Genomic DNA, 21,442 nt, shown 5'->3' with positions numbered 1-21,442 from the left:
ATTCTGCTCTAGTTGACGTTGCGGACGAAGCGGCTGGCGATCTTCAGCAGCCAGGTCACGAACACGACGATGATGACCAGGTAGACCATCGCCAGCATCGTGCCATAGCCGACATTCGATCGGTCGCGATATTCGCGGTAGATGAAGCTTGAAACGGAATCGGTGGCACCGCCGGGGCCGCCTGAGGTGACAGTGATGATGATGTCGGCGAGCTTCAGCTTGAAGATGATGCGCAACACGACCGCGGTCACCGACACCGGCAACATCAGGGGAAATGTGATCTGCCAGAAGGTCTGCCACGCATTGGCGCCGTCAACCCGTGCGGCTTCGAGGATCTCACGTGACATCGCCTGCAGGCCGGCGAGCAACATGATCATCATGAACGGGATGAAGGTCCAGGCATCCAGCACCATGATCGAGATGCGGGCGGTGATCGGGTTCGAGAAGAAGGCCGGGTTTTCCCAGCCGAGATAGCGCGCCAGCGTCGCCGCCGGTCCGAACCTGTATTCCATCAGCGACTTGCCGATCATCCATGACACCGCTACCGGCGACAGCATCAAGGGCATCAGGAAGACGACACGGAAGAATTTTCTTGCGCGGATCTGCGCGTTGAGCAGCAATGCCAGGCCGAACGCGATGACGTATTCGACCAGAACCGCAAGCACGTAGAGCACCATGTTGAGCAGCGCGTTGCGATAGTAGGGGTCGCCCAGCATCTGCCAGAAATTGTCGAGCCCGTTGAATTTTCTGCCAGCGAACGAACTGAGGTTCCAGTCGGTCAGCGCTATGTAGAAACCGAACAGGGTCGGGAAGATCACCATGGCGATGGTGAAGAGCAACGCCGGCAACAGGAACAGCGCGCGCTGGCCGTCTTCGCCGCGCGTCAACACCTGTCCCACGCCGATCGCGATCCCCCACAATACATAGGCATAGACGACGGGTCGCCAGGTCTCGAAACCGATGGCGTCGACATCGGTCTTGTAGAGGATTTGCAGTCCGATGGTTGCCAGCAGGCCGATCGTCGCAAGGGCCATCAGCCCCCAGCCGAACCGCTTGCGGCCGGGCGGGATCAGATCCGAGGGGGCGGCGTTTGCCGGCCATGCATTCTTCGACAAAGTCTGGTCAGCCACGCATCTCGTCCGCTAGCAAGGGGATCCTCGACCGACCTGGCCGGTCAGGACGGGTCCGGCGACTTACGTCGCCGGACCCAGGTTCATTGCAGCATCAGCTGATACCGAGCGAGGCCTTGTAGAGCTTGATCTGCTTCTCCCGGCCGATCTGGTCGGTGAGCTTTTCCCAGGCCGCTGCTATCGCGTCGGCGCCTTCCTGGGCTTTCATCTTGCCGGCAAAGGTGTTGGCCAAGATGTCCTCGGCAGCGCTGTAGTACTGGAAGATGCCGGGGATACGTGGCTCGATCGCGCCATTCGGATGGTTGTAAGAGTTGAACTGGGAGTCAAGGTAGTTCGAGATGAATGCCTTGTCGTAGCCGGCGGCCACCCATTCATCGATATCGTGCTGGCTGTTGCGATAGCACTGGAAGCCGGACGGATACATGGCCGTCCAGATCGCCAGATCCTTGCCACCGAGATGCGCCGCTGCGCTCCAGGCGGCCTTGTGCTTCTTCGAATCGCTGTCGACGCGGGCCATGACATAGATGCCCCAACCGAGATAGGCGAGGTTGGGCGCGTAGTTCGGCCCGCTGGCAAGCTTTTCCCATTTGCCGGTTTTGGAATTGTAGACGTCATCCGAGCCCGGCAGGATGTCGAAGCCGCAAAGGTCGCCGACCACGGAGGAATCGTTGGTTTTGGCGTTGGAGCCGATATCACCCCACCAGGGGATCATTGAACCGGTTCCGGCCAGGAACTGCTGGAAACCGGTGGTGTTCGGGTCGGCGTTGATCTGGTCGGCGGGTTCGGACGGCAGCGCGTCGATCACGTCCTGGATGGCCCGCACCCAGGCCGGGTTGTTGACACGCGGCTTCATCGTGTCGGCGTCGAACAGCCAGGCCTTGTCGTCGGGATGCTTGGCATAGGCGGTGGCGCGGCTGCCGAGGAAGTAGAAGCCGAATCCGCCCCAGGGCTTGGGCGCGTCGAGATACCCATAGACGTCCTGACCTTTGAATTTCTTGCCCTTGAGGAATTTGGTCACCGCCTGCACCTGTTGCCAGGTCCTCGGCACGCCCCATTCGCCGGCACCGCCGCCGTCCTTCCACTGCTTGGCGAGATCCGCATCGGCGAACACGTCGGTGCGATAGTTGAAATTGTGCGTGTCGCCATCGATGGTGACGCGATACTGCTTACCGTCCCAGGTGCCGACTGGCGGCTTCAGGTAGTTGACGAGGTCGTCGATATCGATCTGCTTCTTGACCCAGTCGGGCATCTCGGACGTGAGACCCTTGCCGCAGACGTCGCCTTCGAAAGGCGCGCCCATCTCGGCAATGTCGAAGTCGACGGTTCCGGTGGCGATCGACTGCTGCAGGCGGGCATTGTAGTCGGCCTGTGCAAGATCGATCCAGTTGATCTTGGCGCCGGTATATGTCTCCCAGGGCTTCAGGAAGCCGCGGAACAGCACATTGTGCAGGTTCTGGTTGTTGAGGCCCATGAATGTGAGTTCGACACCGGCGAACTCGCCTTGCTTGACGTTGGCCTTGGTTGCGTCGAGGCAGAGTTCACCGACCTTCTGGAAGTCAGCGTCCGTTGGCTGACCCTTGCCGACACCGGGAATCTGCAGGATTTTCGTGCGCAGCTCGCTTGCTGCGGAAGCTGGACGGGTGAAGGCGCCAAGACCGGCGCTTGAGGCGGCCGCGATGGCGGCCATGCTGGCCGCTCCCTTCAAAATGTCGCGTCGGCTCGCGCCGGCTCGGATCAACTGTTCATAAATACCGACTTTCATTTCCTATTCCTCCCAGAACATGAGTTGTGAATCGCAACGCCTATCCCCTCCGGATGACGGCCCGTGATCAAAGCGGAAAAGCAAGCCCCCACACTGCGTCGCTTCGAGTTCCGACCACCGGATAGATTGTCGGCATTCGGACTGGCGCCTGCCACTATTCTCAGAACGAAGCGCCGTGTCAACGAAAACGGGTTTTTATCTATAAGAGACTGACTTGCCCTGGCAGGGCGCGTTGGTTAGCTTCTGCGCAAACGGCATCTGGGGCCGGAAGGGGAGTGTATGGCTCAAGTCGCAATCCGCAATGCAGCCAAGGCGTTCGGGACCGTAAAGGTCCTGCACGATGTCAGCGTCGATATCGCCGACGGCCAGTTCGTGGTGCTGGTCGGCCCGTCGGGCTGTGGCAAGTCCACGCTGCTCCGGATGGTGGCGGGGCTGGAAACCGTCTCCGGTGGCACGATCTCCATCGGGGACCGCGTGGTCAACCATCTGCCGCCGGCCAAGCGCGACATCGCCATGGTGTTCCAGAACTACGCGCTCTATCCCCACAAGACGGTCGAGCAGAACATGGCCTTCGCGCTCAAGCTGCGTAACACTGATCCGGCTGTCGTTACGGAGCGGGTCAATCGCGCGGCGGAGATCCTTGATCTCGCCCCCTATCTCAAGCGCTATCCAAGGCAATTGTCGGGCGGCCAGCGCCAGCGCGTGGCCATGGGGCGGGCCATCGTGCGCAATCCCCAGGTCTTCCTGTTCGACGAGCCGCTCTCCAACCTCGACGCCAAACTGCGCGTCCAGATGCGTACCGAGATCAAGGAACTGCACCAGCGGCTGAAGACCACCACCATCTACGTTACCCACGACCAGATCGAAGCCATGACCATGGCCGACAAGATCGTCGTGATGCGCGATGGCCGTATCGAACAGGTCGGTGCGCCGCTGGAGCTTTTCGACAGGCCGGCCAATCTCTTCGTTGCCGGCTTCATCGGCTCGCCCTCGATGAACCTGCTCAAGGGCGTCATGCGCAAGACTGGTGTCGACATCGCCGGCACCCTGTTCCCGATTGCCGCGAACAATGCGGTGCAGGAGGGGCGGGCCGTGGTCTACGGCGTGCGCCCGGAGCATCTCGAGATTCATCCCGACGGCGTGCCGGCGAGGATTTCAGTGGTCGAGCCCACCGGTTCCGAAACACTGGTCTTCCTGCGCTTCGGCGATGGCGAGATGGTGGCGCTGTTCCGCGAACGCCACGACTTCAAGCCGGGCGACACGCTGCATCTGAAACCAAGGCTCGATCAGGTTCACCTGTTCGACGCGGGGACTGGCCAGCGCCTTTAGAAGGGAAGGACGCGCCCTATACAGGTGCACAGAACGCTCCAACATCCTGATTTCCCGCTTGATCTATCCGAAGTCGACGTCATTCTCCAGGATCAGCCGCCGGGCTCAAGTCAAACACGCCGTTCGAGGGAGTATCATGCTCAAAGGGATCAATCCGCTGCTCAACGCCGATGTGCTTCAGGCGTTGCGGGCGATGGGGCACGGCGACGACCTGATCATCGCCGACACCAATTTCCCTTCGGATTCCGTGGCGCGCCAGACCGTGTTGGGCCGGCTGCTGCGCATCGACGCCTCGGCGGCCGAGGTGGTCAAGGCGGTGCTGTCGCTCTACCCGCTGGACACTTTTGTCGACGATTCCGCCGCCCGCATGGAGATCGTCGGCAAGCCGGAGGAGATTCCGCCGGTGCAGAGGGAGGTGCAAAAGGAAATCGACGCAGCGGAAGGCAAGCCCTGGCCGATGGTGCCGGTCGAGCGCTATGCCTTCTACGAACGTTCCAAGCAGGCCTACTGCGTCATCCAGACCGGCGAGCGTCGCTTCTATGGCTGCTTCGCCTTCCGCAAGGGCGTCGTCCCGCCGGATGCGGAGTAGGAGCATGGCTTCGGGCAAGCCGATCGTCATATTGGGCGTCTTTGTCGCCGATACCGCCTACCGGGCGCAGCGCCAGCCCCGCATGGGCGAGACCATCCTCGGCACATCCTTCAAGCTTGGCCCGGGTGGCAAGGGGTCGAACCAGGCCGTCGCAGCAGGAAAGCTTGGCTCCGATGTCACCTTCCTCACGCGCCTCGGGGTCGATCCCTTCGCGGATATGGCCAGGCAAACCTGGGCGCTGGCGGGCGTGAAAAGCGCTGTCATCGACACTCCGGAAAGCTATACGGGCGCCGCCTATATCTTCGTCGAGGAAACGACCGGCAACAATGCCATCATCGTCAGCCCCGGTGCGGCCATGCTGATTTCGCCTGGTGACATCGAAGCCAATGAGGGCCTGATCCGTTCGGCCGGCGTGTTTGTCACGCAGCTCGAACAGCCGATCGACGCGGCGGTGCGGGCGCTTGAGATCGCTGACAGGGCAGGGGTGACGACGATCCTCAATCCGGCGCCGGCGGCAAAACTTCCCGATCGCATCTACACGCTTTGCGATTATGTCACGCCCAACGAGACCGAAGCCGAGGAGCTAACCGGCATCAAGGTCTCGTCCGTCGACGATGCCCGCCGTGCCGCCGACAAGCTGCTCGAAAAAGGCGTCGGCACGGTAATCATCACGCTCGGTGAAAAGGGCGCGCTGTTGCACACAGCCGATCGTTCCGATCATGTCGCCGCTGTCAACGCCGGCCCCGTGGTCGAAACCACCGGTGCTGGCGATGCCTTCAATGGCGGACTGGCCGCCGCACTGTCGAGAGGAATGGAGCCGCTACAGGCTGTCCGCTTTGCTTGCGCGGTCGCCGGCATTTCGGTCACGCGGCCTGGCACGGCGCCATCCATGCCGGCACTGCTGGAGGTGGAGGCCTTGCTCGCCAGAGCCTGAACCTCACCCAGCTGCCGCTTGCGGAAAAGTTCGAGGCGGTACGCATTGCCGGCTGGGGTGCCCCGCTGATGCCCCGCGCGTTGTCTCAACGGTCGACATGCCGCGCGAGCGGGTGTTTGCGCTGTGTGCCGAACTCGCCTGCCGTTCGATCAGCCTCAACGCAACGTTTCCGCTCGGCTCCCTCACCGGTGGCCGACGTAATGCGCTTTGCAGGTGTTCGCTAGCCTCGAAAATGAGAGCGAGCTTCAGTTTTGAGGGTTTTTACGACGCAGGCTTGTGGCGATCTTGCGAAAAGGGGCTGTGACACGCCAACTCGTGGACTGGTGCAAAGCTGCGATTTCCAGTTGCAGCGCAATGTTTTCTGCTTCGACCTTTGCACGTGTAGGCTGAGTCGCCTGCACATCCTCCCACGCAAGCCGTGCCACCAGATCGCTGACTGCCCGGCGCGTTTGCTCGCTCCACGTCGTGCGGTCCATGTGCATGAGGCGTGAATACTCGTACTGCTCGTTGCTGGCCTTCGGTACGCTGACGCGCAATGTCGAAGGCCACCAGGCTGCGCTATCCGCGATGTCAAGAAGCGTGGCGAGCTGGGGTACTGCGGAGTGCCGAGAATTTTTCCATGTGGCGCTGAAATGCAGGACAGTTGGAACACGGCAATAGCTGGGAGGATTGTGCGGGTTTTCGCGTATGATCCGCTGCCATAGTCGCCAGTCCGCGGCCGATGCGATATCCTCCGGCCAAACGTCCCGAGAGGGCAAGCACCCGGCCCGATACAGAAAGCAACTGGCGGGTATGGTGTTCCCATTTTCCATGAAGAACCGGAGCTCGTCGGCCAGTTCGAGATTGGTCAGGAAGGGGGCGGCGACGCCGTCGGTGGAAATCCACAGTGCCTGACTATACGCTATGGCAGCTCCATTTTTGAGGCCATCCGCCAGAACTTCAAAATGGTCCGGGAACAAGAGATCATCGTCGGCCGCAAAGCCGATCAAATCTCCGCGCGCCTCGCGCAGCGCGATGTTGCGGTTGGCGTAGCCAAAGCTCGGCGCCTTGGGAAGATCGAAGAAACGAATGCGGGTATCGTGAAAGGCTTCTACGATCTCGGCCGTGCCAGGCGCGCAGCCGTCGCCGACGACCAGCAATTCGAAGTCCTCGACGGTTTGATCCAACACTGATTGGATGGCCAGGCCGATAACATCCACGCGCGAGTGGGTCGGCATCAGGATGGAAAATCGAGGCCTACTCACCATCCCTTCGCGCTTCCGAAGTCATGGGGGATGAGATCGGTGTCGATCGGCAAGCGATACTTGTCCGGATTTGAATGGTCGTATTGTATGGTTGGAAAATTGACGACGACCACGTCGGACGTTCCGATGTTCCGGTCCGCGTGCCAGACAAATTTCGGGACATTGACAAGCCGGGGACGACTGCCGGAAAGGTAGACCTTGGAAATCTTGCCATAGGTGCTGGATTCCGGCCGAGGGTCGTAAAGGACGAGCTCCAGCTCGCCACTCACCACGAAATAACGATCTTCGTGTAGCTTGTGCAGACCCCAACCCTTCACGATGCCCGGGCGAATTGTGAAGATATAGGAAAAAACCAGTGGGTCGGGATGCCAACCCCATCGTGGGTCATAGATCTCGGTGACACTCCCACGGTCGTCATTGTGTCGAACGCTGTCGAAAAAGGACATGCCGTCGACGAGAGGTGCGACGCTTTGACGTTGTTCATCCACCGTACGTTGGTCCCGCACAGCGGCAGCGAGCATGGATTCAAGAAGGTTTGGGCCAATCCCCGTATGATCGCTCATAAATAAAGCCCCCATCTGGCCGATTCTGATCGAGCTTAACTCTCACAGTTTTCTACGGTTGTCCTGATCTGGCTATCAATTTATGTGCCTTCGATCGCGATTTGGATTGTGCTTCGCCTGTCACCGGCGCTTCGGCCAGTAGGAAGGCGCTGCTCGCAACGTAAAATGCTGCAGCGCGCGAGATAAACTTAACGGGAGTCGATGCGTAAACTCAATTCTGCCGGGACGTTTTGTCTTTTGGACCGATCCGCAAGCAGGCGCGCAAGTCCATGCATACAAAATGAAACTCAGATCCAAAAGAACCTAAGTTTCCTCATGTATGGAGACTATTTGACAATCAATGTCGACATTTCTCCGAAGCCAAGGGCTTGTTACCCTTGAGAGAAATGGCGCGAGTGACGGGGCTCGAACCCGCGACCTCCGGCGTGACAGGCCGGCACTCTAACCAACTGAGCTACACCCGCGCATTTGACGAGCACGTGTCAGCCGTGTTCGTCGTTGGGGCGGTGGATAAGGGGTTCGCCCGCGGGTGTCAAGCGTGCCGGGACACCATAAATGCAAACATGAGAAGGTTTTTTGACAGGCATCGTTTTGTTCGCAAAACCGACGTGAAGTCAGTGGACGACGCACGCATTTGGCCTTGCGGAGCTCGTCCTAACTGCTTAAAGGTCCGCGCGAGCGGGCGATTAGCTCAGTTGGTAGAGCGCTTCGTTTACACCGAAGATGTCGGCGGTTCGAGTCCGTCATCGCCCACCATGATTTCAATGATTTAGCCGGGACCCACCAAGTTTCCGCCGCCTGCGGCCTTCGAAAGAAAGGCGGCGGTGGCGCGAAGAAGTTCATGCTTTTTCAGGCTCCGCGGATATCGACCGGGAAGCCGGAACTGCTCGGCGATTCCTTAGCCTGTCGCTGCAAGATTGCCCGCGGCGAAAGAATGCAGATCACTGGGCGGCGGCAATGCAGTCCGCTCGCCGTCATGTTCCTAGAGATCTTGCCCAATGTCCGGCAGCCGATCCTGATCGAGGGCATCGTACGCCTGGGGTATGCGTTCTTCACCGTCGCGACGTTGAGCTTTCTGGGGCTTGGCATTCAACCGCCTTCGGCCGACTGAGGGCTGGCCATCGCCGATGGCTATGTCTTCCTCTCGGGAGGCTCTGGTGGGTCGTGACCTTCAACGGGCTGGCGATCATTTCGCTGGTCGTGGCGACCAACCTGATCGCCGAAGGACTGGGCGCGTTTGAAACGCGTTGATACTGCGCCCGGCGAGTGTGCGAGTACACTACAACGCAGCGGGTCACTTACTATTTCGCAGTTTAACCGTTCGTCTGTTCGAACGGTCGTCACCGCTCACATGTTCAATATAACGCACAGCAGGCAACGATCAGTCGAGCCCCGCGGATTGCATCTCAGCTCGGACTCGCTGTGGGAGGCAAGCTTTGCGACGCAAGGAGAAACCATCGCAGAAATAAGGATCACGGCGGCAAGAGTCGAAAATCGTTGCCCTCCGGCAGCAGCTGTCCGCCGTCGACGATGATGGTCGTGCCGGTGATATAGCTGGCGTCGTCCGACGCCAGGAACAGGAAGGCATTGGCGACGTCGCGAGGGCTGCCGAGCCGGCCAAGCGGTATGGAGTCCTCCATGTTCTTGATATAGGCCGGACCGCGATGAAGCTCGATAGCCTCGGTCAGGATATTGCCGGGTTCGACGCCATTGACAGTAATGCCATAGCCGGAGAATTCGAGCGCGGCGGCACGGATGAAACCGTTGATGCCGGCCTTGCTGGCGGAATAGTGACCGTGGCCCGGGCTGGTGACGTGCGGGCCGGTGATGGATGAGGTGTAGAGCATGCGCCCAGAGCGTTGTGCCTTCATCGGCACAAGTGCGGCGCGGGTGGCGTTGAAGGTGCCGCGCAGGTTGACTGCCATCACGCGGTCCCAGTCATCGGCGCTGGTGTTTTCGATCAACTGCCAGGGATAGATGCCGGCATTCTGCACGATGATGTCGAGGCGGCCATGGTGTTTCAACGCCAGGTCCACGGCCGCTTCGGCGTCGGACATCAGCGAGATGTCAGTGCGGATGAAGGGGACGTCAAGTTCATCCGACGTCGCTTGCCCGGCCTCGATCTCTGTGTCGGCCAGCACGAGCCTCGCACCTTCTTCGGCGAAGCGCAGCGCGATGCCTTTGCCAATGCCGCGCGCGCTGCCGATGATCAGCGCCACCTTGTCCTTCAGTCGTCCAGTCATGCCAGCCTCTGTCGAATGGTTTGCTTGAAAGCGTCGAGCAGCACGGCGGCCAACACCAGCAGGCCGTGGATGACCTGTGTGAAGTTGGCCGGCAGGCCCATAAGGTTGATCGCCGTGTTGATGGCCGAAAGCAGGAGCACGCCGGCATAGACGCCGGGCAGGGTGCCGACGCCGCCCTTGAGGCTGACGCCGCCGATGACGACGGCGGCGAAGGCGTTGAACAGCAGGCCGACGCCGAGATTGGCGGTGGCGCCCGAAGTGCGAATCGCCAGCAGCCAGCCGGCGAGGCCGGCGATGGCGCCGGCGAGAACGAAGGCGATGATCAGGTTGCGGTTGACGCGAATACCGGCGCGGAAGGTCGCCGTCTCATTGCCGCCGATCATCACCAGGTGCCGGCCGAACGGCGTCTTGGCCATGATCAGCGAGAAGACCACAAAACACCCGATTGCGATCCAGGCGGTGAGCGGCAGGCCGATCAGACGCTGAATGCCGAACCAGCGGATTGCCGGTGCAAGGTCCTGCGCCGAGCGGCCGCCCGAAATGACGAGCACCAGGCCGCGCACCCAGATGTAGGACGCCAGCGTGATGATGAAGGCGCTCATCTTCACTCTCACCACCAGATAGCCGTTGAAGGCGCCGATCAGGCCGCCCACGGCCAGCGCCAACACCAGCGAAACCGGAACCATCAGCCATTCGGGGTGCAGTTGCACGCCAAGGCCAATGCCAGACGAGCAGAACAGGATGCCGACGGCCATGGCGCTGAGTGCAGCCACGGATTCGACCGACAGGTCCATATGGCCGGCGATGATGACGAGCGCCAGGCCGATCGACATGACGCCGAGCACGCTGGAGGCCTCGATGATGTTGGCGAAGATGCCGAGTTGGAAATAGTTCGGAACGAAGATGGAAAAGACCACCAGCACGAACAGCAGCATGAACCAGACGAGGTTATCGAGGACGAACTCCAGGGCGCGGCGTGTGCGGGGGTTCATGGGGTGATCCGGCTGGCGCACGACCCGAAACTCGGTTCGATTTTCGGTAAGGATCGTACGCGGATTGGAATTGCGCGAGAACGGCTCCGGGCCGAGCTGGCCCGGAGCATTCTATGCGATGTGCCTATTCGACCGGCTTGACGGTGTCCGTCGGAGGCTTCTGGTTGCCCCAGAAGGCCGGGTTGTCGACATTTTCCTTGGTGATGGCGGCACCCGGGATCTTGATGTTCGGACCCCAGGTTTCCTTGGTCACGGTCGATTTCAAGCCAAGCACGTCGTATTCGCCGGGCTTGATATCCTGCTTCTTGGCGACCTTGTCCATGAACATGGCGACGGCCGCCGCCTGCGCATACAGCGGTTGTTCGACCTCGACGTTGAGCCAGCCCTTGCGGATCAGGTCGAGGCCGACCGGTGCGCCGTTCGAGCTCATCAGCATGACGTCGCCCGGCTTCTTGCCGGCGGCCTCGAGCGAGGCGACGGCGGCGACCGAGAGGTGCGCGGCATGGCTGAAGATCAGGTCGATGTCCGGGTTTGCCAGCATCTGGTCGGCGACGATCGTGCCGGCATTGCTGGCTTCCCACTGCATGGCCGGAAGCGAGATGATCTTGACGTCCGGAAACGCTTTCATCTTGTCCTCGAAGCCTTTCTGGATATCGAGCGTGTAGGGATCGCCGGGGTCGCCCAGCACCTGCAGCACCTTGCCCTTCACCGCACCGTTCTTCGCCTTCAACAGCTTCTCGGCCTGGTCGGCCGCGACGTAGCCGATCTCGATAGTGCCCGCGACTGAAGTGAAGTCGGACGGGGTCGAGGTGATCTGGCGGTCGAACTCGATCACCGGGATGCCTGCGGCGCGTGCCGCCTCGATGGACGGCTTCAACGCATTGAAATCGACCGCGGCCAGGATGATCGCCGTTGGCTTCAGCGCGATGACATCGTTCATCTGTGACTGCTGGGCGTCGGTCTTGTTGTCGGCGTTCAGCGTCTTCATTTCATAGCCGACCTGTTTCAGGAACAGCTCCAGCGCGCTCACCGAGCCGGTCTGGAATTCGTCGAGCAATGTCGGCACCATGTAGTAGACGGTCCCCTTGGACTGCGCGAATGCCGGCGTGAGCGTGGCAAAGGCCAGTGCCAGGATACCGAAGACAGCAAGAAGTATTCGCTTCATGTCTTTCGCTCCCTGTTGAGCCGGACCCCTCTTTGTCCCTCAGCCTGCCGGTCCGGCACCGGCAAGCGTCTCTCCGGTGATCATGTTGATCACCGCGTCGGGACTTGTCTTGTTGCGTGCGACATCGCCCGCCACGACGCCTTGCCGGATCACCACGATCCGGTCGGCGACCTGGAAGGCCTGCTGCATGATGTGAGTGATGATGACGACGCCGATGCCTTGGCTTGCCACCTGTCGGATCATGTCGAGACCGCGCCGCGTCTGCTCGACGCCAAGGGCCGCGAACGGCTCATCGAGCAGCACCAGCTTGCCGCCCCAGTGCACGAACCGGTTGAGCTCGATGGCTTGGCGCTGGCCGCCTGAAAGATGCTCGACATTGGTGCGCAGCGAAGGGATGCGGGTACCGGCGCTGGCAAGCGCCTTTTCGACGACGGTCTCCATCGCGCGTTCATCGAGCACTGGGATGCCAAGCACCTTCCTGGTGATCTCGCGGCCCATGAAGAAATTGGCGACCACGTCGACATTGGTGCACAGCGACAGGTCCTGGTAGACGGTTTCGATGCCTGCTGCCTTGGCCTCGGCCGGGGACCTGGCGAGGAATTCCTTGCCTTCGAACAGCATGCGGCCCGAGGTCGGCTCCAGTCCGCCGGCGATGATCTTGACCAGCGTGGATTTGCCGGCGCCATTGTCGCCCAGCAGCGCCACGACCTCGCCCTTGCCGATCGAAAAGCTGATGCCCTTGAGCGCTTCGATGGCGCCATAGTTCTTGGTGACGTTATCGAGGACCAGCAAGGGGTCGGTCATGCCGCCATCCCTCCGCTTCTCGCGAGATCGCGCCCGCGTTCTCGTTCGGCTGCGAACATCTGGCCGAAGCGTGGCGAGAGCACTCCGGAGACGGCAAGGGCAGCCGCACCGCGCAACACCGCATGCTGCCCACCGCTGGCGACGATGACACGAGGTGTCACGCGGTCCCGTCGGGCCGAGACCGAGTTGGGAAGGCTGACCGTTGAACCCGCCAGACGTTCGAGCAAGTCATTGGATGCCAGTCCGCCCAGTATGATGGTTTCGGGATCGAACAGATTTTCGATGACGGCGACGGCATTGTGGAAGATGGGGCTGATCTCCCTCACCCAATCGGCCTCGTTGCCGCCCCAGCGCCCCAGCGCCTCGAGCGAAAGGTATCTTTCGAGACAGCCGCGATTGCCGCAGGGGCAAAGCTCGCCATTGGGAACCGCGGGAATGTGTCCGATCTCGCCGGCATTTCCCCACGCACCGCGCAAGACGCTTCCCTCGTGCACCATGACGCCGCCAAGCCCAACGCCGAAATAGAGGTAGTAGTATTCGGAGTGCTGCGCACCGAGGCCGTAAAGGCGCTCGCCCATGGCGGCTGCCGCCATGTCGGTCTCGAAGAAGGCGGGCAGTCCAGTCGATGCCGTCAGCCGCTCCCGCAGCGCCACGTCCTTCCAGCCCGCCATCGTGGTCGGGCCGACGAAACTCATGGATTCGACGCCAAAGGGGCCGGGCAGGGCCATGCCAATGCCCAGAACGCGTCCTCCAGGTCTCAGTCCGGTCAACTCTCTCACCATGGCGCCGATCAGCTCGAAGGCATGATCGGGCGTCGCATTGGGGGCCTCGCGGTGCATGCTTTCGATGACATCGCCGCTGAGGTTGATCAGCGCGGCATTGATGCCCAGGGGGGTGATGTGGATACCGACCGCGTAGCCACCTTCGGGATTGATGCGAAGGGTTGTCGGAGGAAGCCCACGGCCTTTCGGCTCCTCGCGCACGGACAGGATATAGCCTTGCTCTTCCAACTCGCGAACGATGGTCGAGACTGTCTGGACGGTGAGCCCGACGCGACTGGAGATGTCGCCGCGGGCAACGGGGCCGTGGAGGCGGATCGACTCAAGCACGATGCGCCGGTTGTAGGGCCGGCCGAATTCCTGATTGGTCCCCCGCAGTGCCATGACTTGCGCCCTCAAGAGCCAACAGTTTCGCACCGGATATTTATTCAGTCAAATGGAATTCAAAAATAAATCAGCTGATGATTGCGAACCGCGATGCGAGCCCGCGCACTTCCAGATTGTCATTTACTTGTCGATGCGTCAGAGCATATTTGTAGCATGACAATGTGGCGACCCGACCCAAGCAAGCTGCCTCGCCCCGCATACGCGTCCCTGGCGGACCAGTTTGCGGACGCCATCAGCCGGGGCGATCTGAAACCCCGCAGTCGACTGTCCACGCATCGTGAACTTGCGCATCAGCTGCGGATTTCCATTCACACCGTCAGCCGTGCTTACGAACTCCTCATTCGTCGAGGGCTGATTTCCGGCGAGGTCGGCCGCGGCACCTTCGTGCTGGCGCAGCCGAAGGAGACAATGCCGCCTTACTTGCCGGAGCGCTTTGGCGACGTCATCGATCTTTCAATTCTGAAACCGGTCTGCGGCGACATGCATCTGCAGAAGATGCGCGATGGGTTTGCGTGGCTCGGCAAGAACCTTCCGGCAAGTGCGGCGCTGTCATTCCGTCCGAACATGGTTTTCCCGCGCCACCGGGAGGTTGGCAGGGAATGGCTCAAGAAATGCGGCGTCGATATTGCCGCCGCGAACGTCACCGTCACCAATGGTGCAACGTCGGCAATGACCGTCGCGCTGATGGCCACGGTGACGCCTGGAGCCACGCTTGCCGTCGAGGCGATCAGCTACCATACGCTCCTGCCGCTCTCCAATTATCTCGGCATCCACGTTGAAAGCCTGGAGATCGATGGTGAAGGATTGCTGCCCGCGGCCCTTGAGAACGCTTGCCGTAAGAGCGAGATTCGCGCTGTTTTCCTGCAGCCGACGGTGGTGAACCCAACGGTCAGCCTGATGTCGGCGCAGAGGCGATACGAGATCGCCGAGGTGGCGCGGCGTCATGACCTTGCCATCATCGAGAACGACATCCTCGGGCCGCTGATCGAGCCGCGTCCCATGCCGATGGCGTCCTATGCCCCCGAGCGAACGCTCTACGTGACGAGTTTCACCAAGATAACGGTGCCTGGCCTGCGCATTGGCTATCTCGCTGCTTCGGACCGCTTTGCCGCGGCCGTGGCGAACCGGCATCTGGTTTCGAACTGGATGGCAACGCCTGCCATGGCGGAGTTGGCCACGCTGTGGATCACGGACGGCTCGGCCTGGAAACTCGTCGAATGGCAGCGTCAGGCGCTGGAGCGGCGCAATTCCCTCGCCAACATGCTGCTCGACGGCTTGACGTACAACGCCCACCCCCAGGGGCTGCATATCTGGCTGCCCTTGCCTGAAGGACATACTGAAGAGGCCTTCGTTTCGCAGGCACGCCTGCGCGGCGTTGCAATTGCGCCGGGGGCTTCGTTTCGAACGTCCACTGGGCCCTGGCAGCCAGCGGTCAGGATATCGCTGGGATCCTCGACGGAAGACGATCTCGGAAGCGGTCTTGGCATTGTCGGGTCGATGCTGCGCGGTGAACCCGAGATGCTCCTTCGCGGAGTCTGATGTCACCGAAAATTGTCACGGTTTTATTCCTTTATTGACACGGTTTGAGAGTCTGACGCATCGTTGCGGCTCTGGTGAGGCGTGGCTGTGCAATGGAACTTTTCGACGGACGGGCTTTGCGATTCGATGCGAGGCCGATCGCCAAACGCATAGGCTTGATCGTCCTTGCCACCGACCATACGCCGGAGGTGGATTTTCAGCGGATCGCGGCAAGTGAGCGCGTAGGCATCCATGTGGCGCGAATTCCGTATGCGAACCCGACGACTCCGGAAAATCTCCGCGCGATGAAGCCGCGATTGACTGAAGCCGCGGCGCTGATCCTTCCAGGCGAAGAACTCGATGCGATCGCATTCTGCTGCACGTCGGCATCAGTGGTCATCGGCGACGATGCGGTCGAGACGGCCGTTCGGGTTGCCAAGCCGGATGCCAAGGTGGTGACGCCTTCGGCCTCAGCGGTTCGTGGCCTCAAGGCCCTTGGCGCCACCGCCATTTCGGTCCTCACGCCCTACACCGTGGAAACCAGTGAGCCGATGGCACGATATTTCGAGCGCCACGGCTTCGTCCTGGACCGCTTCACCTGTCTTGGCCTGACCGATGATCGGGAGATGGCGAGGATCGAATTGCCGACACTGGTCGACCTCGCCGTTCGGGCGACGGCACCGCAATCGCAGGCGTTGTTCGTGTCCTGCACGTCTGTGCGGGCGGCAAGCATTGCAGCGGCCATCGAGGATCGGATGGGAATTCCCGTCGTCACGAGCAATCAGGCGACCGCTTGGGCCTGTCTTCGCATCTGTGGAGAACAGGCACGCGGTGGGCGGCACGGGCTGCTGATGTCGAAGCCGCTTCAATGGTGAGCGAAGCGCGCAAACGTTGATCCAGCAAAGGATGGAGAAGAAATGATCGAATTGCCATTTACGCGCGACGAGTATCAGCAGCGGCTACGAAAGATCCGCACCGAGATGGCCAAGCGCGGTCTAGAGCTTCTTGTCGTCAACGACGTTGCCAACCAGCATTACATTACCGGCTATGATGGCTGGTCATTCTACACGCCGCAGGTGGTGCTGGTTCCCTTGGAAGAGCTCGAGCCTGTCTGGATAGGACGCGCCATGGATGCGGCCGGGGGGCTTCTGACGGCCTGGATGAAGCCCGAGAATGTGGTTGGTTTTCCCGAGGACCACGTTCAGCGTGTCGATCGCCATCCCATGGACTGGATCGCGAACTGGATTGTCGCCAAAGGTTGGGGAAACCGCCATATCGGCATCGAGCTCGAAGCCTACTATTTCTCGCCGAAAGGCCATACCCGGCTTGTCGCCGGCCTTCCCAATGCGAAATGGCATGATGCCGATCTCCTGGTGAACTGGATTCGCGCGGTCAAATCGACGCCCGAGATCGCCTATTTGCGCAAGGCGTCAACCTTGGCCGAAGCGGCGGTCACGCGGGCCTTCGAGGTGATCGCGCCGGGTGTTCGCGAGTGCGATGCCATTGCCTCCATCCAGGCGGCGCAGATCGCAGGCAGCCCCGACTTCGCGGGTGATATCACCGCTCTTCCACCGACAATTCTCGGCGGCGAGAACGCCTCGGCTCCGCACATCATGTGGAGCGACCGGCGGTTCGGAGAAAACGAGACGATTGCCCTGGAACTTGCCGGCGTCTGTCGTCGCTATGCCGCCGGGTTGGCAAGAACCCTGCAGCTTGGCAAAACACCGACACGTGTCTCGGACACGGCAAAGGCGGTGATCGAGGGCATGGACGCGGTGCTCGATGCGGTCAGGCCGGGAATATCAGCCGAAACCGTCGAGGGTGCATGGCGCAAGGTCATCCAGCGCCACGGACTGAAAAAGGAGTCGCGCATCGGCTATTCCATTGGCGTCGCCTATCCGCCGGATTGGGGTGAACACACGATCAGCCTCAGGCCCGGTGACAAGACGGTGCTTGAATCCGGCAATGTCGTTCATTCCATCCTTGGCATGTGGATGGATGGCTGGGGCATCGAGATCAGCGAGACCATCCTGGTCACTGAAACCGGCAATGAGACCCTGACCAAGTTCCCACGAGAGATCCATGTCAAATCCTGAGAATGCGACCATGGCCGGTTGTGTCGTGAATGCCGTCGCGGCAGATATCGATGCTGGAATTCTCGATCGGATGATCGAGATCCGCCGCCATCTGCACCGCAACCCGGAGCTTTCGAACCACGAAGCGAGCACGCAGCGTTATCTGCGACAGATGTTGGAAGGGCAGGGAATTACCGACATTCGCGACGTTGCGGGCTTTGGTCTGGCGGTCGATATTGTCGGCACGGGCAAACCGTCAAATCGAAAGGTGGCCATTCGGGCAGATATCGATGCCTTGCCGATCGAGGAGGAGTCCGGCGTCGATTTTTCATCGACAAATCCAGGCGTGATGCATGCGTGCGGTCACGACGCCCACGCGTCGATGGCCTTCGCGGTTGCTGCGCACCTTCATCAATCAAGAAGTGATTTTGGCGGGACGGTGCGCCTTATATTCCAGCCCGCCGAGGAGGATGAACCTTCGGGCGGGAAGCGAGTGGTGGAAGAGGGGCTTCTCGACGATGTCGATGCCGCGATCTGCGTTCATGTCGATCCCTATACGCCCTCGGGCAAGATCGCCGTCGGCCCAGGTCCCTACACTTTGGCGTGCGATACGTTCGATGTGGCCGTCATCGGCTCGGCGGCACACGCGGCAAAACCGCATGAAGGTGTCGATGCGTTGGCCGTGGCCTGCTCCATGGTGACGGAATTGCAGAAGATCGTCTCGCGCGAGATCGACCCTTACAACCCCCTGGTCATTTCCGTGACGGCCATCAATGGCGGCAACGCCTACAATGTGACCGCGGGCAAGGTCACGCTGAAAGGCACTATCCGCAGCGGCAGCGATGCAACCCGCGAGCGGGCCTGGCGCCGCGTTCGTGCGATTGCCGAGGGAATGGCCGCAAGCCACGGCGCGCGTGTTGAAGTCGACATCCACAAGGGCGAGCCGGGGGTCGTCAACGACGTCGAGATGACCCAGCTGATTGTCGCCAGTGCCAGGGCTTGCGTCGGAGCCGGCAATGTTCTCAACACCCCTGGATGGACCATTGCCGACGACTTTGGCTACTACAGCGAAAAACGCCCATCGGTCTACTTTCGGCTCGGTATCCGCAATGAGGACGTCGGATCGATCTTCCCGCTTCACCATGCCAGATTTCGTGTCGACGAGGCCGCCTTGAAAGTTGGCGCGGCCACCCTGGTTTCAGCGGCGACCGGATTTCTGTCGATGCAACCGGAAAATTCGGGCTGACCAAAAGCGATCCAAGACGGCTCGTGCACGGCCTGCGCGAGCCGTTGAAATGCCTGTTCAGTATTTGATGACCCGGCGCTCGACCATCACCACGGCGCAGAACAGCGCGATCGAAAGACAGGACGACAGCACGATCGCCGCGTAAAGCCGGTCCGACTGGTAGTTGAAGGTCGCCTGGATAATGAGTGCGCCGAGGCCTTTGTCCGAGCCGATCCATTCGCCCACGATGGCACCGATCACCGCTGTTGCCGATGCGATCCTGAGCGAGGAGAACAGCATCGGCAACGCGCGCGGCAGGCGCAGGCCCCAGAAGATCTCCCAGCGTGTCGCCGACAGCACCCGGAACAGTTCGTGCTCATTGTGGCTGGCTGAATCCAACCCGCGGATCATGTTCACCAGCGTCGGGAAGAAGCAGATCACCGCCGCGATGACGATCTTCGGTGTCATGCCGAGCCCAAAGATCAGGATGATGATCGGCGACAGCGCCAGGATCGGGATGGTGTTGAAGAACAGCACGATCGGAAAATAGGCTGCCTGGAGGATACGGCTGTGCACGAACACCACGGCCAGCAGCACGGCGGCAAGATTGCCGATGACGAAGCCGGCCAGGGCCTCGATCGCCGTCGGCCTGAGATTGCCGATGAGCAGGGAAAAGTTCTTCTGGAAGACGCCGAATATCGCCGTTGGTGTCGGCACGATATAGGCGGGCACGCCGAGAAGGGGCAGGAGATACTGCCAGGCAAGAAGCAGCGAGGCCGCGCCGAGAACGGGCAGGGCGATGGCAAGCTGCGGAGACATTGGCGCCGGCCTCACGACGCGCGCTCCAGCGCGGTGCGCAATTCCGCCATGGCGGCGACGATTGCAGGGTCTTCGCGCGAGCAGCGGTTGCCTTCCTGCTTGAACGGCCGCATGTCGATATCCTTGGCAAGTCGTCCTGGATTGGCGGCGAGAACGATGACCCTTTCGCCGAGATAGGCGGCCTCGGCGATCGAGTGGGTGACGAAGAGGATCGTGGCGCCGGTGCGCCGCCACAGGGCGAGCAACTCGTCGTTGAGGCGGTCGCGGGTGATCTCGTCGAGGGCCCCGAACGGTTCGTCCATGAGCAGCAGTTTTGGTTGACCAAGCAGCGCCCTGGCGATTGCCACGCGTTGGCGCTGGCCGCCGGAAAGCTGGTGCGGCAGGCGCTCACCGAACCCGGCAAGCCCCATCAGCTCCAGCAATTCCTCGCTGCGATCCTCGATCTTGCGGGTCAGGCTGCCTTGCCCGACGCCAAGCGGCAGGCGCACATTGTCACGCACGGTGCGCCAGGGCAGCAAGGTCGAGTCCTGGAAGACGAAGCCGACATCGCGGCGCGATCGCACCGCATGAGGCGTGTCGCCAAGCACGCTGATCGTACCGCCCAGCGGATCAAGCAGGTCGGCGATCACCCTGAGCAAGGTCGACTTGCCGCAGCCTGAAGGTCCCAGGATCGACAGGAAGGATCCGGTCTCGACGGAGAGGTCGAGGCCGGAAAGCACTTTGACGGCCGCTTGGCGGCCGCCATAGCCGACATCCAGCCTGCTGGCTTCGATCGCGGTCGCCATCAGGCGGCGGGGGCGTCGAGCTTCGGACGGTTGGCGGCCGAAAGTTCGAGGATCTTGGTGGTGTAGACGTCAGCGGCCGCAGGGCGGCCGTTCGGGTACTGGCCGACCTTGTCTAGCAGCGCCAATTGTTCCTCTATGGAAGCCGGATCGAACGTGCCCCAGCCATCCCTGGCCGTTGTCGCGTCAAAGGAAAGCTTGAGCACGAGGTCGACGGTCTTCTCTTCCCAGCTAAGGTCCATTTCGGGGTAGGCGGCGACCATTTTCTTCACGGCTTCCTGCGGGTGGGTGTGCACCCAGCCCCAGCCCTTGGCGACCGCGCCGATGAACTTCGCCAGCGTGTCCGGATCCTTTTCGATCGCGGCGTCGGTGGCGAAATAGACATCGGCGTAGGAGCTCAAGCCGAGATCGCGCACCAGAAGGTCGATACGGTCATCGCCGACGACGCTCAGCGCTTGCGTGTTGGTGATCCAGCCGCCGATGGCGTCGACGTCGCCTCGCACCAGCGGCCCCTTGTCGAAGCCGACATTGATGACGGTGACGTCGGACGCGCTCATGCCGTTCTTGGCCAGGATCTCGTCCATGACGAAACGCGCGGTCGGCTGGATGCCGATCTTCTTGCCCTTGAGGTCGGCGATGCCGCGGATCGGGTTCGCTGCTTTCGAGGTGAGGGCGTAGGGGCCGGTACGGAAGCCGCAGGCGATCATCTTCACCGGCACGCCGCTGGCCCGCGCCGCGAAAAGCTGCGGCGTTTCGGAGAACTGGCCGAGCTGGGCCGCGCCGGAGATCACTGGCGGCACCGTCGAGGCGTTGGGGCCGCCCGGACTGAATTCCACCTCGAGCCCGGCATCGTTGAAATAGCCGTTGGCGGCGGCCGCGATATCGCCGATCTGGCCGTTGGACGTCAGCCAGTCATACTGGATGACGACTTTTCCCGCCGCCTTTGCACCGGGAGTCAGCACGAGCTGCATGCCCGCCGATGCGGCCGCGACAGCCGCCAAGCCACCTTTCACGAAGGTACGGCGATTCAAATTCCAATTCTGGTTCCCACTCATTTTTCGCTCCTGTTGCAAGACTTGCTGTCTCTTCATTGCGCGCCGTT

The 21,442-nt window shown here is 61.3% G+C and carries 20 protein-coding genes and 2 tRNA genes; 9 read left to right on the top strand and 13 right to left on the bottom strand.

The genetic code is table 11. From position 1 onward, the window contains the following. Positions 1-8: 8 nt before the first annotated feature. Both ABVQ20_RS09605 and ABVQ20_RS09600 read right to left on the bottom strand, forming a co-directional pair. A complete protein-coding gene (locus ABVQ20_RS09605; protein ID WP_354459264.1) occupies positions 9-1,130 on the bottom strand; it encodes a carbohydrate ABC transporter permease in 1,122 nt (373 codons plus the stop codon). Between the two features lie 94 nt (positions 1,131-1,224). Then, complete coding sequence (locus ABVQ20_RS09600; RefSeq protein ID WP_354459263.1) at positions 1,225-2,892, bottom strand: type 2 periplasmic-binding domain-containing protein; 1,668 nt, start codon at positions 2,890-2,892, stop codon at positions 1,225-1,227. Positions 2,893-3,171: 279 nt separating this feature from the next. On the opposite strand from ABVQ20_RS09600, the gene ABVQ20_RS09595 reads away from it, so the two are divergent. The 3 genes from ABVQ20_RS09595 (at position 3,172) to rbsK (ending at position 5,744) form a co-directional block, all read left to right on the top strand. Further along, positions 3,172-4,221, top strand: coding sequence for an ABC transporter ATP-binding protein (locus ABVQ20_RS09595; RefSeq protein WP_354459262.1), 1,050 nt, complete (start codon positions 3,172-3,174; stop codon positions 4,219-4,221). A 136-nt stretch (positions 4,222-4,357) separates the two neighbouring features. After that, positions 4,358-4,810: an RbsD/FucU family protein gene (locus ABVQ20_RS09590; RefSeq protein WP_354459261.1), complete on the top strand. Its 453-nt coding sequence runs from the start codon at positions 4,358-4,360 to the stop codon at positions 4,808-4,810. A gap of 4 nt (positions 4,811-4,814) precedes the next feature. Then, the gene (gene rbsK / locus ABVQ20_RS09585; RefSeq protein WP_354459260.1) at positions 4,815-5,744 is read left to right on the top strand and encodes a ribokinase; all 930 of its coding nucleotides are present in this window, start codon (positions 4,815-4,817) and stop codon (positions 5,742-5,744) included. A gap of 245 nt (positions 5,745-5,989) precedes the next feature. Here the strand turns inward: rbsK and ABVQ20_RS09580 are convergent, their stop codons facing one another. The 3 genes from ABVQ20_RS09580 to ABVQ20_RS09570 form a co-directional block, all read right to left on the bottom strand. Then, entirely contained in the window at positions 5,990-6,991 is a 1,002-nt protein-coding gene (locus tag ABVQ20_RS09580; protein ID WP_354459259.1) for a glycosyltransferase family 2 protein, read from the bottom strand. Then, a complete protein-coding gene (locus tag ABVQ20_RS09575) occupies positions 6,985-7,551 on the bottom strand; it encodes a polysaccharide biosynthesis C-terminal domain-containing protein (protein WP_354459258.1) in 567 nt (188 codons plus the stop codon). Before ABVQ20_RS09575 ends, ABVQ20_RS09580 begins: the two co-directional genes overlap by 7 nt. 387 nt (positions 7,552-7,938) lie before the next feature. Next, positions 7,939-8,015 (bottom strand) — tRNA-Asp (locus tag ABVQ20_RS09570). Positions 8,016-8,231: 216 nt separating this feature from the next. Between ABVQ20_RS09570 and ABVQ20_RS09565 the strand changes: the two genes are divergently transcribed. Together ABVQ20_RS09565 and ABVQ20_RS09560 are read left to right on the top strand one after the other, a co-directional pair. After that, positions 8,232-8,307: transfer RNA gene (locus tag ABVQ20_RS09565), tRNA-Val, on the top strand. A gap of 178 nt (positions 8,308-8,485) precedes the next feature. Then, complete coding sequence (locus ABVQ20_RS09560; protein ID WP_354459257.1) at positions 8,486-8,662, top strand: hypothetical protein; 177 nt, start codon at positions 8,486-8,488, stop codon at positions 8,660-8,662. A 361-nt stretch (positions 8,663-9,023) separates the two neighbouring features. Here the strand turns inward: ABVQ20_RS09560 and ABVQ20_RS09555 are convergent, their stop codons facing one another. The 5 genes from ABVQ20_RS09555 to ABVQ20_RS09535 form a co-directional block, all read right to left on the bottom strand. Continuing rightward, on the bottom strand, positions 9,024-9,794 hold the full coding sequence (locus ABVQ20_RS09555; RefSeq protein ID WP_354459256.1) for an SDR family NAD(P)-dependent oxidoreductase: 771 nt from the start codon (positions 9,792-9,794) through the stop codon (positions 9,024-9,026). After that, on the bottom strand, positions 9,791-10,786 hold the full coding sequence (locus ABVQ20_RS09550) for an ABC transporter permease (RefSeq protein WP_354459255.1): 996 nt from the start codon (positions 10,784-10,786) through the stop codon (positions 9,791-9,793). Before ABVQ20_RS09550 ends, ABVQ20_RS09555 begins: the two co-directional genes overlap by 4 nt. 124 nt (positions 10,787-10,910) lie before the next feature. Beyond that, positions 10,911-11,951 carry a sugar ABC transporter substrate-binding protein gene (locus tag ABVQ20_RS09545; protein WP_354459254.1) on the bottom strand — a complete coding sequence of 347 codons (1,041 nt, stop codon included), beginning with the start codon at positions 11,949-11,951 and terminating at the stop codon, positions 10,911-10,913. A gap of 39 nt (positions 11,952-11,990) precedes the next feature. Further along, on the bottom strand, positions 11,991-12,755 hold the full coding sequence (locus tag ABVQ20_RS09540; RefSeq protein WP_354459253.1) for an ATP-binding cassette domain-containing protein: 765 nt from the start codon (positions 12,753-12,755) through the stop codon (positions 11,991-11,993). Further along, a complete protein-coding gene (locus tag ABVQ20_RS09535; RefSeq protein ID WP_354459252.1) occupies positions 12,752-13,918 on the bottom strand; it encodes an ROK family transcriptional regulator in 1,167 nt (388 codons plus the stop codon). The genes ABVQ20_RS09540 and ABVQ20_RS09535 overlap by 4 nt, the downstream gene beginning before the upstream one ends. A gap of 156 nt (positions 13,919-14,074) precedes the next feature. On the opposite strand from ABVQ20_RS09535, the gene ehuR reads away from it, so the two are divergent. The 4 genes from ehuR (at position 14,075) to ABVQ20_RS09515 (ending at position 18,760) form a co-directional block, all read left to right on the top strand. Then, positions 14,075-15,460: a MocR-like ectoine utilization transcription factor EhuR gene (gene ehuR, locus ABVQ20_RS09530; protein ID WP_354459251.1), complete on the top strand. Its 1,386-nt coding sequence runs from the start codon at positions 14,075-14,077 to the stop codon at positions 15,458-15,460. A gap of 92 nt (positions 15,461-15,552) precedes the next feature. Next, the gene (gene eutA, locus ABVQ20_RS09525; protein ID WP_354459250.1) at positions 15,553-16,314 is read left to right on the top strand and encodes an ectoine utilization protein EutA; all 762 of its coding nucleotides are present in this window, start codon (positions 15,553-15,555) and stop codon (positions 16,312-16,314) included. Positions 16,315-16,356: 42 nt separating this feature from the next. Continuing rightward, a complete protein-coding gene (locus ABVQ20_RS09520; protein ID WP_354459249.1) occupies positions 16,357-17,535 on the top strand; it encodes a M24 family metallopeptidase in 1,179 nt (392 codons plus the stop codon). Between the two features lie 25 nt (positions 17,536-17,560). Continuing rightward, a complete protein-coding gene (locus ABVQ20_RS09515; RefSeq protein ID WP_354459248.1) occupies positions 17,561-18,760 on the top strand; it encodes a M20 metallopeptidase family protein in 1,200 nt (399 codons plus the stop codon). A gap of 57 nt (positions 18,761-18,817) precedes the next feature. On the opposite strand, the gene ABVQ20_RS09510 is transcribed toward ABVQ20_RS09515, so the two are convergent. Genes ABVQ20_RS09510 through ABVQ20_RS09500 form a run of 3 tightly spaced genes read right to left on the bottom strand, consistent with a single transcriptional unit; the run spans position 18,818 to position 21,395 of the window. After that, entirely contained in the window at positions 18,818-19,573 is a 756-nt protein-coding gene (locus tag ABVQ20_RS09510) for an ABC transporter permease (protein WP_354459247.1), read from the bottom strand. Next, complete coding sequence (locus tag ABVQ20_RS09505) at positions 19,570-20,343, bottom strand: ABC transporter ATP-binding protein (protein ID WP_354459246.1); 774 nt, start codon at positions 20,341-20,343, stop codon at positions 19,570-19,572. The genes ABVQ20_RS09510 and ABVQ20_RS09505 overlap by 4 nt, the downstream gene beginning before the upstream one ends. Further along, the gene (locus ABVQ20_RS09500) at positions 20,343-21,395 is read right to left on the bottom strand and encodes an ABC transporter substrate-binding protein (RefSeq protein ID WP_354459245.1); all 1,053 of its coding nucleotides are present in this window, start codon (positions 21,393-21,395) and stop codon (positions 20,343-20,345) included. Before ABVQ20_RS09500 ends, ABVQ20_RS09505 begins: the two co-directional genes overlap by 1 nt. Positions 21,396-21,442 lie beyond the last annotated feature (47 nt).

This window comes from Mesorhizobium shangrilense (assembly GCF_040537815.1).
In the GTDB taxonomy this organism is placed as follows: Bacteria; Pseudomonadota; Alphaproteobacteria; order Rhizobiales; family Rhizobiaceae; genus Mesorhizobium; species Mesorhizobium shangrilense.
Note: the sequence above shows the minus strand (reverse complement) of the source record. Positions and strands in the feature narration are given on the sequence as shown.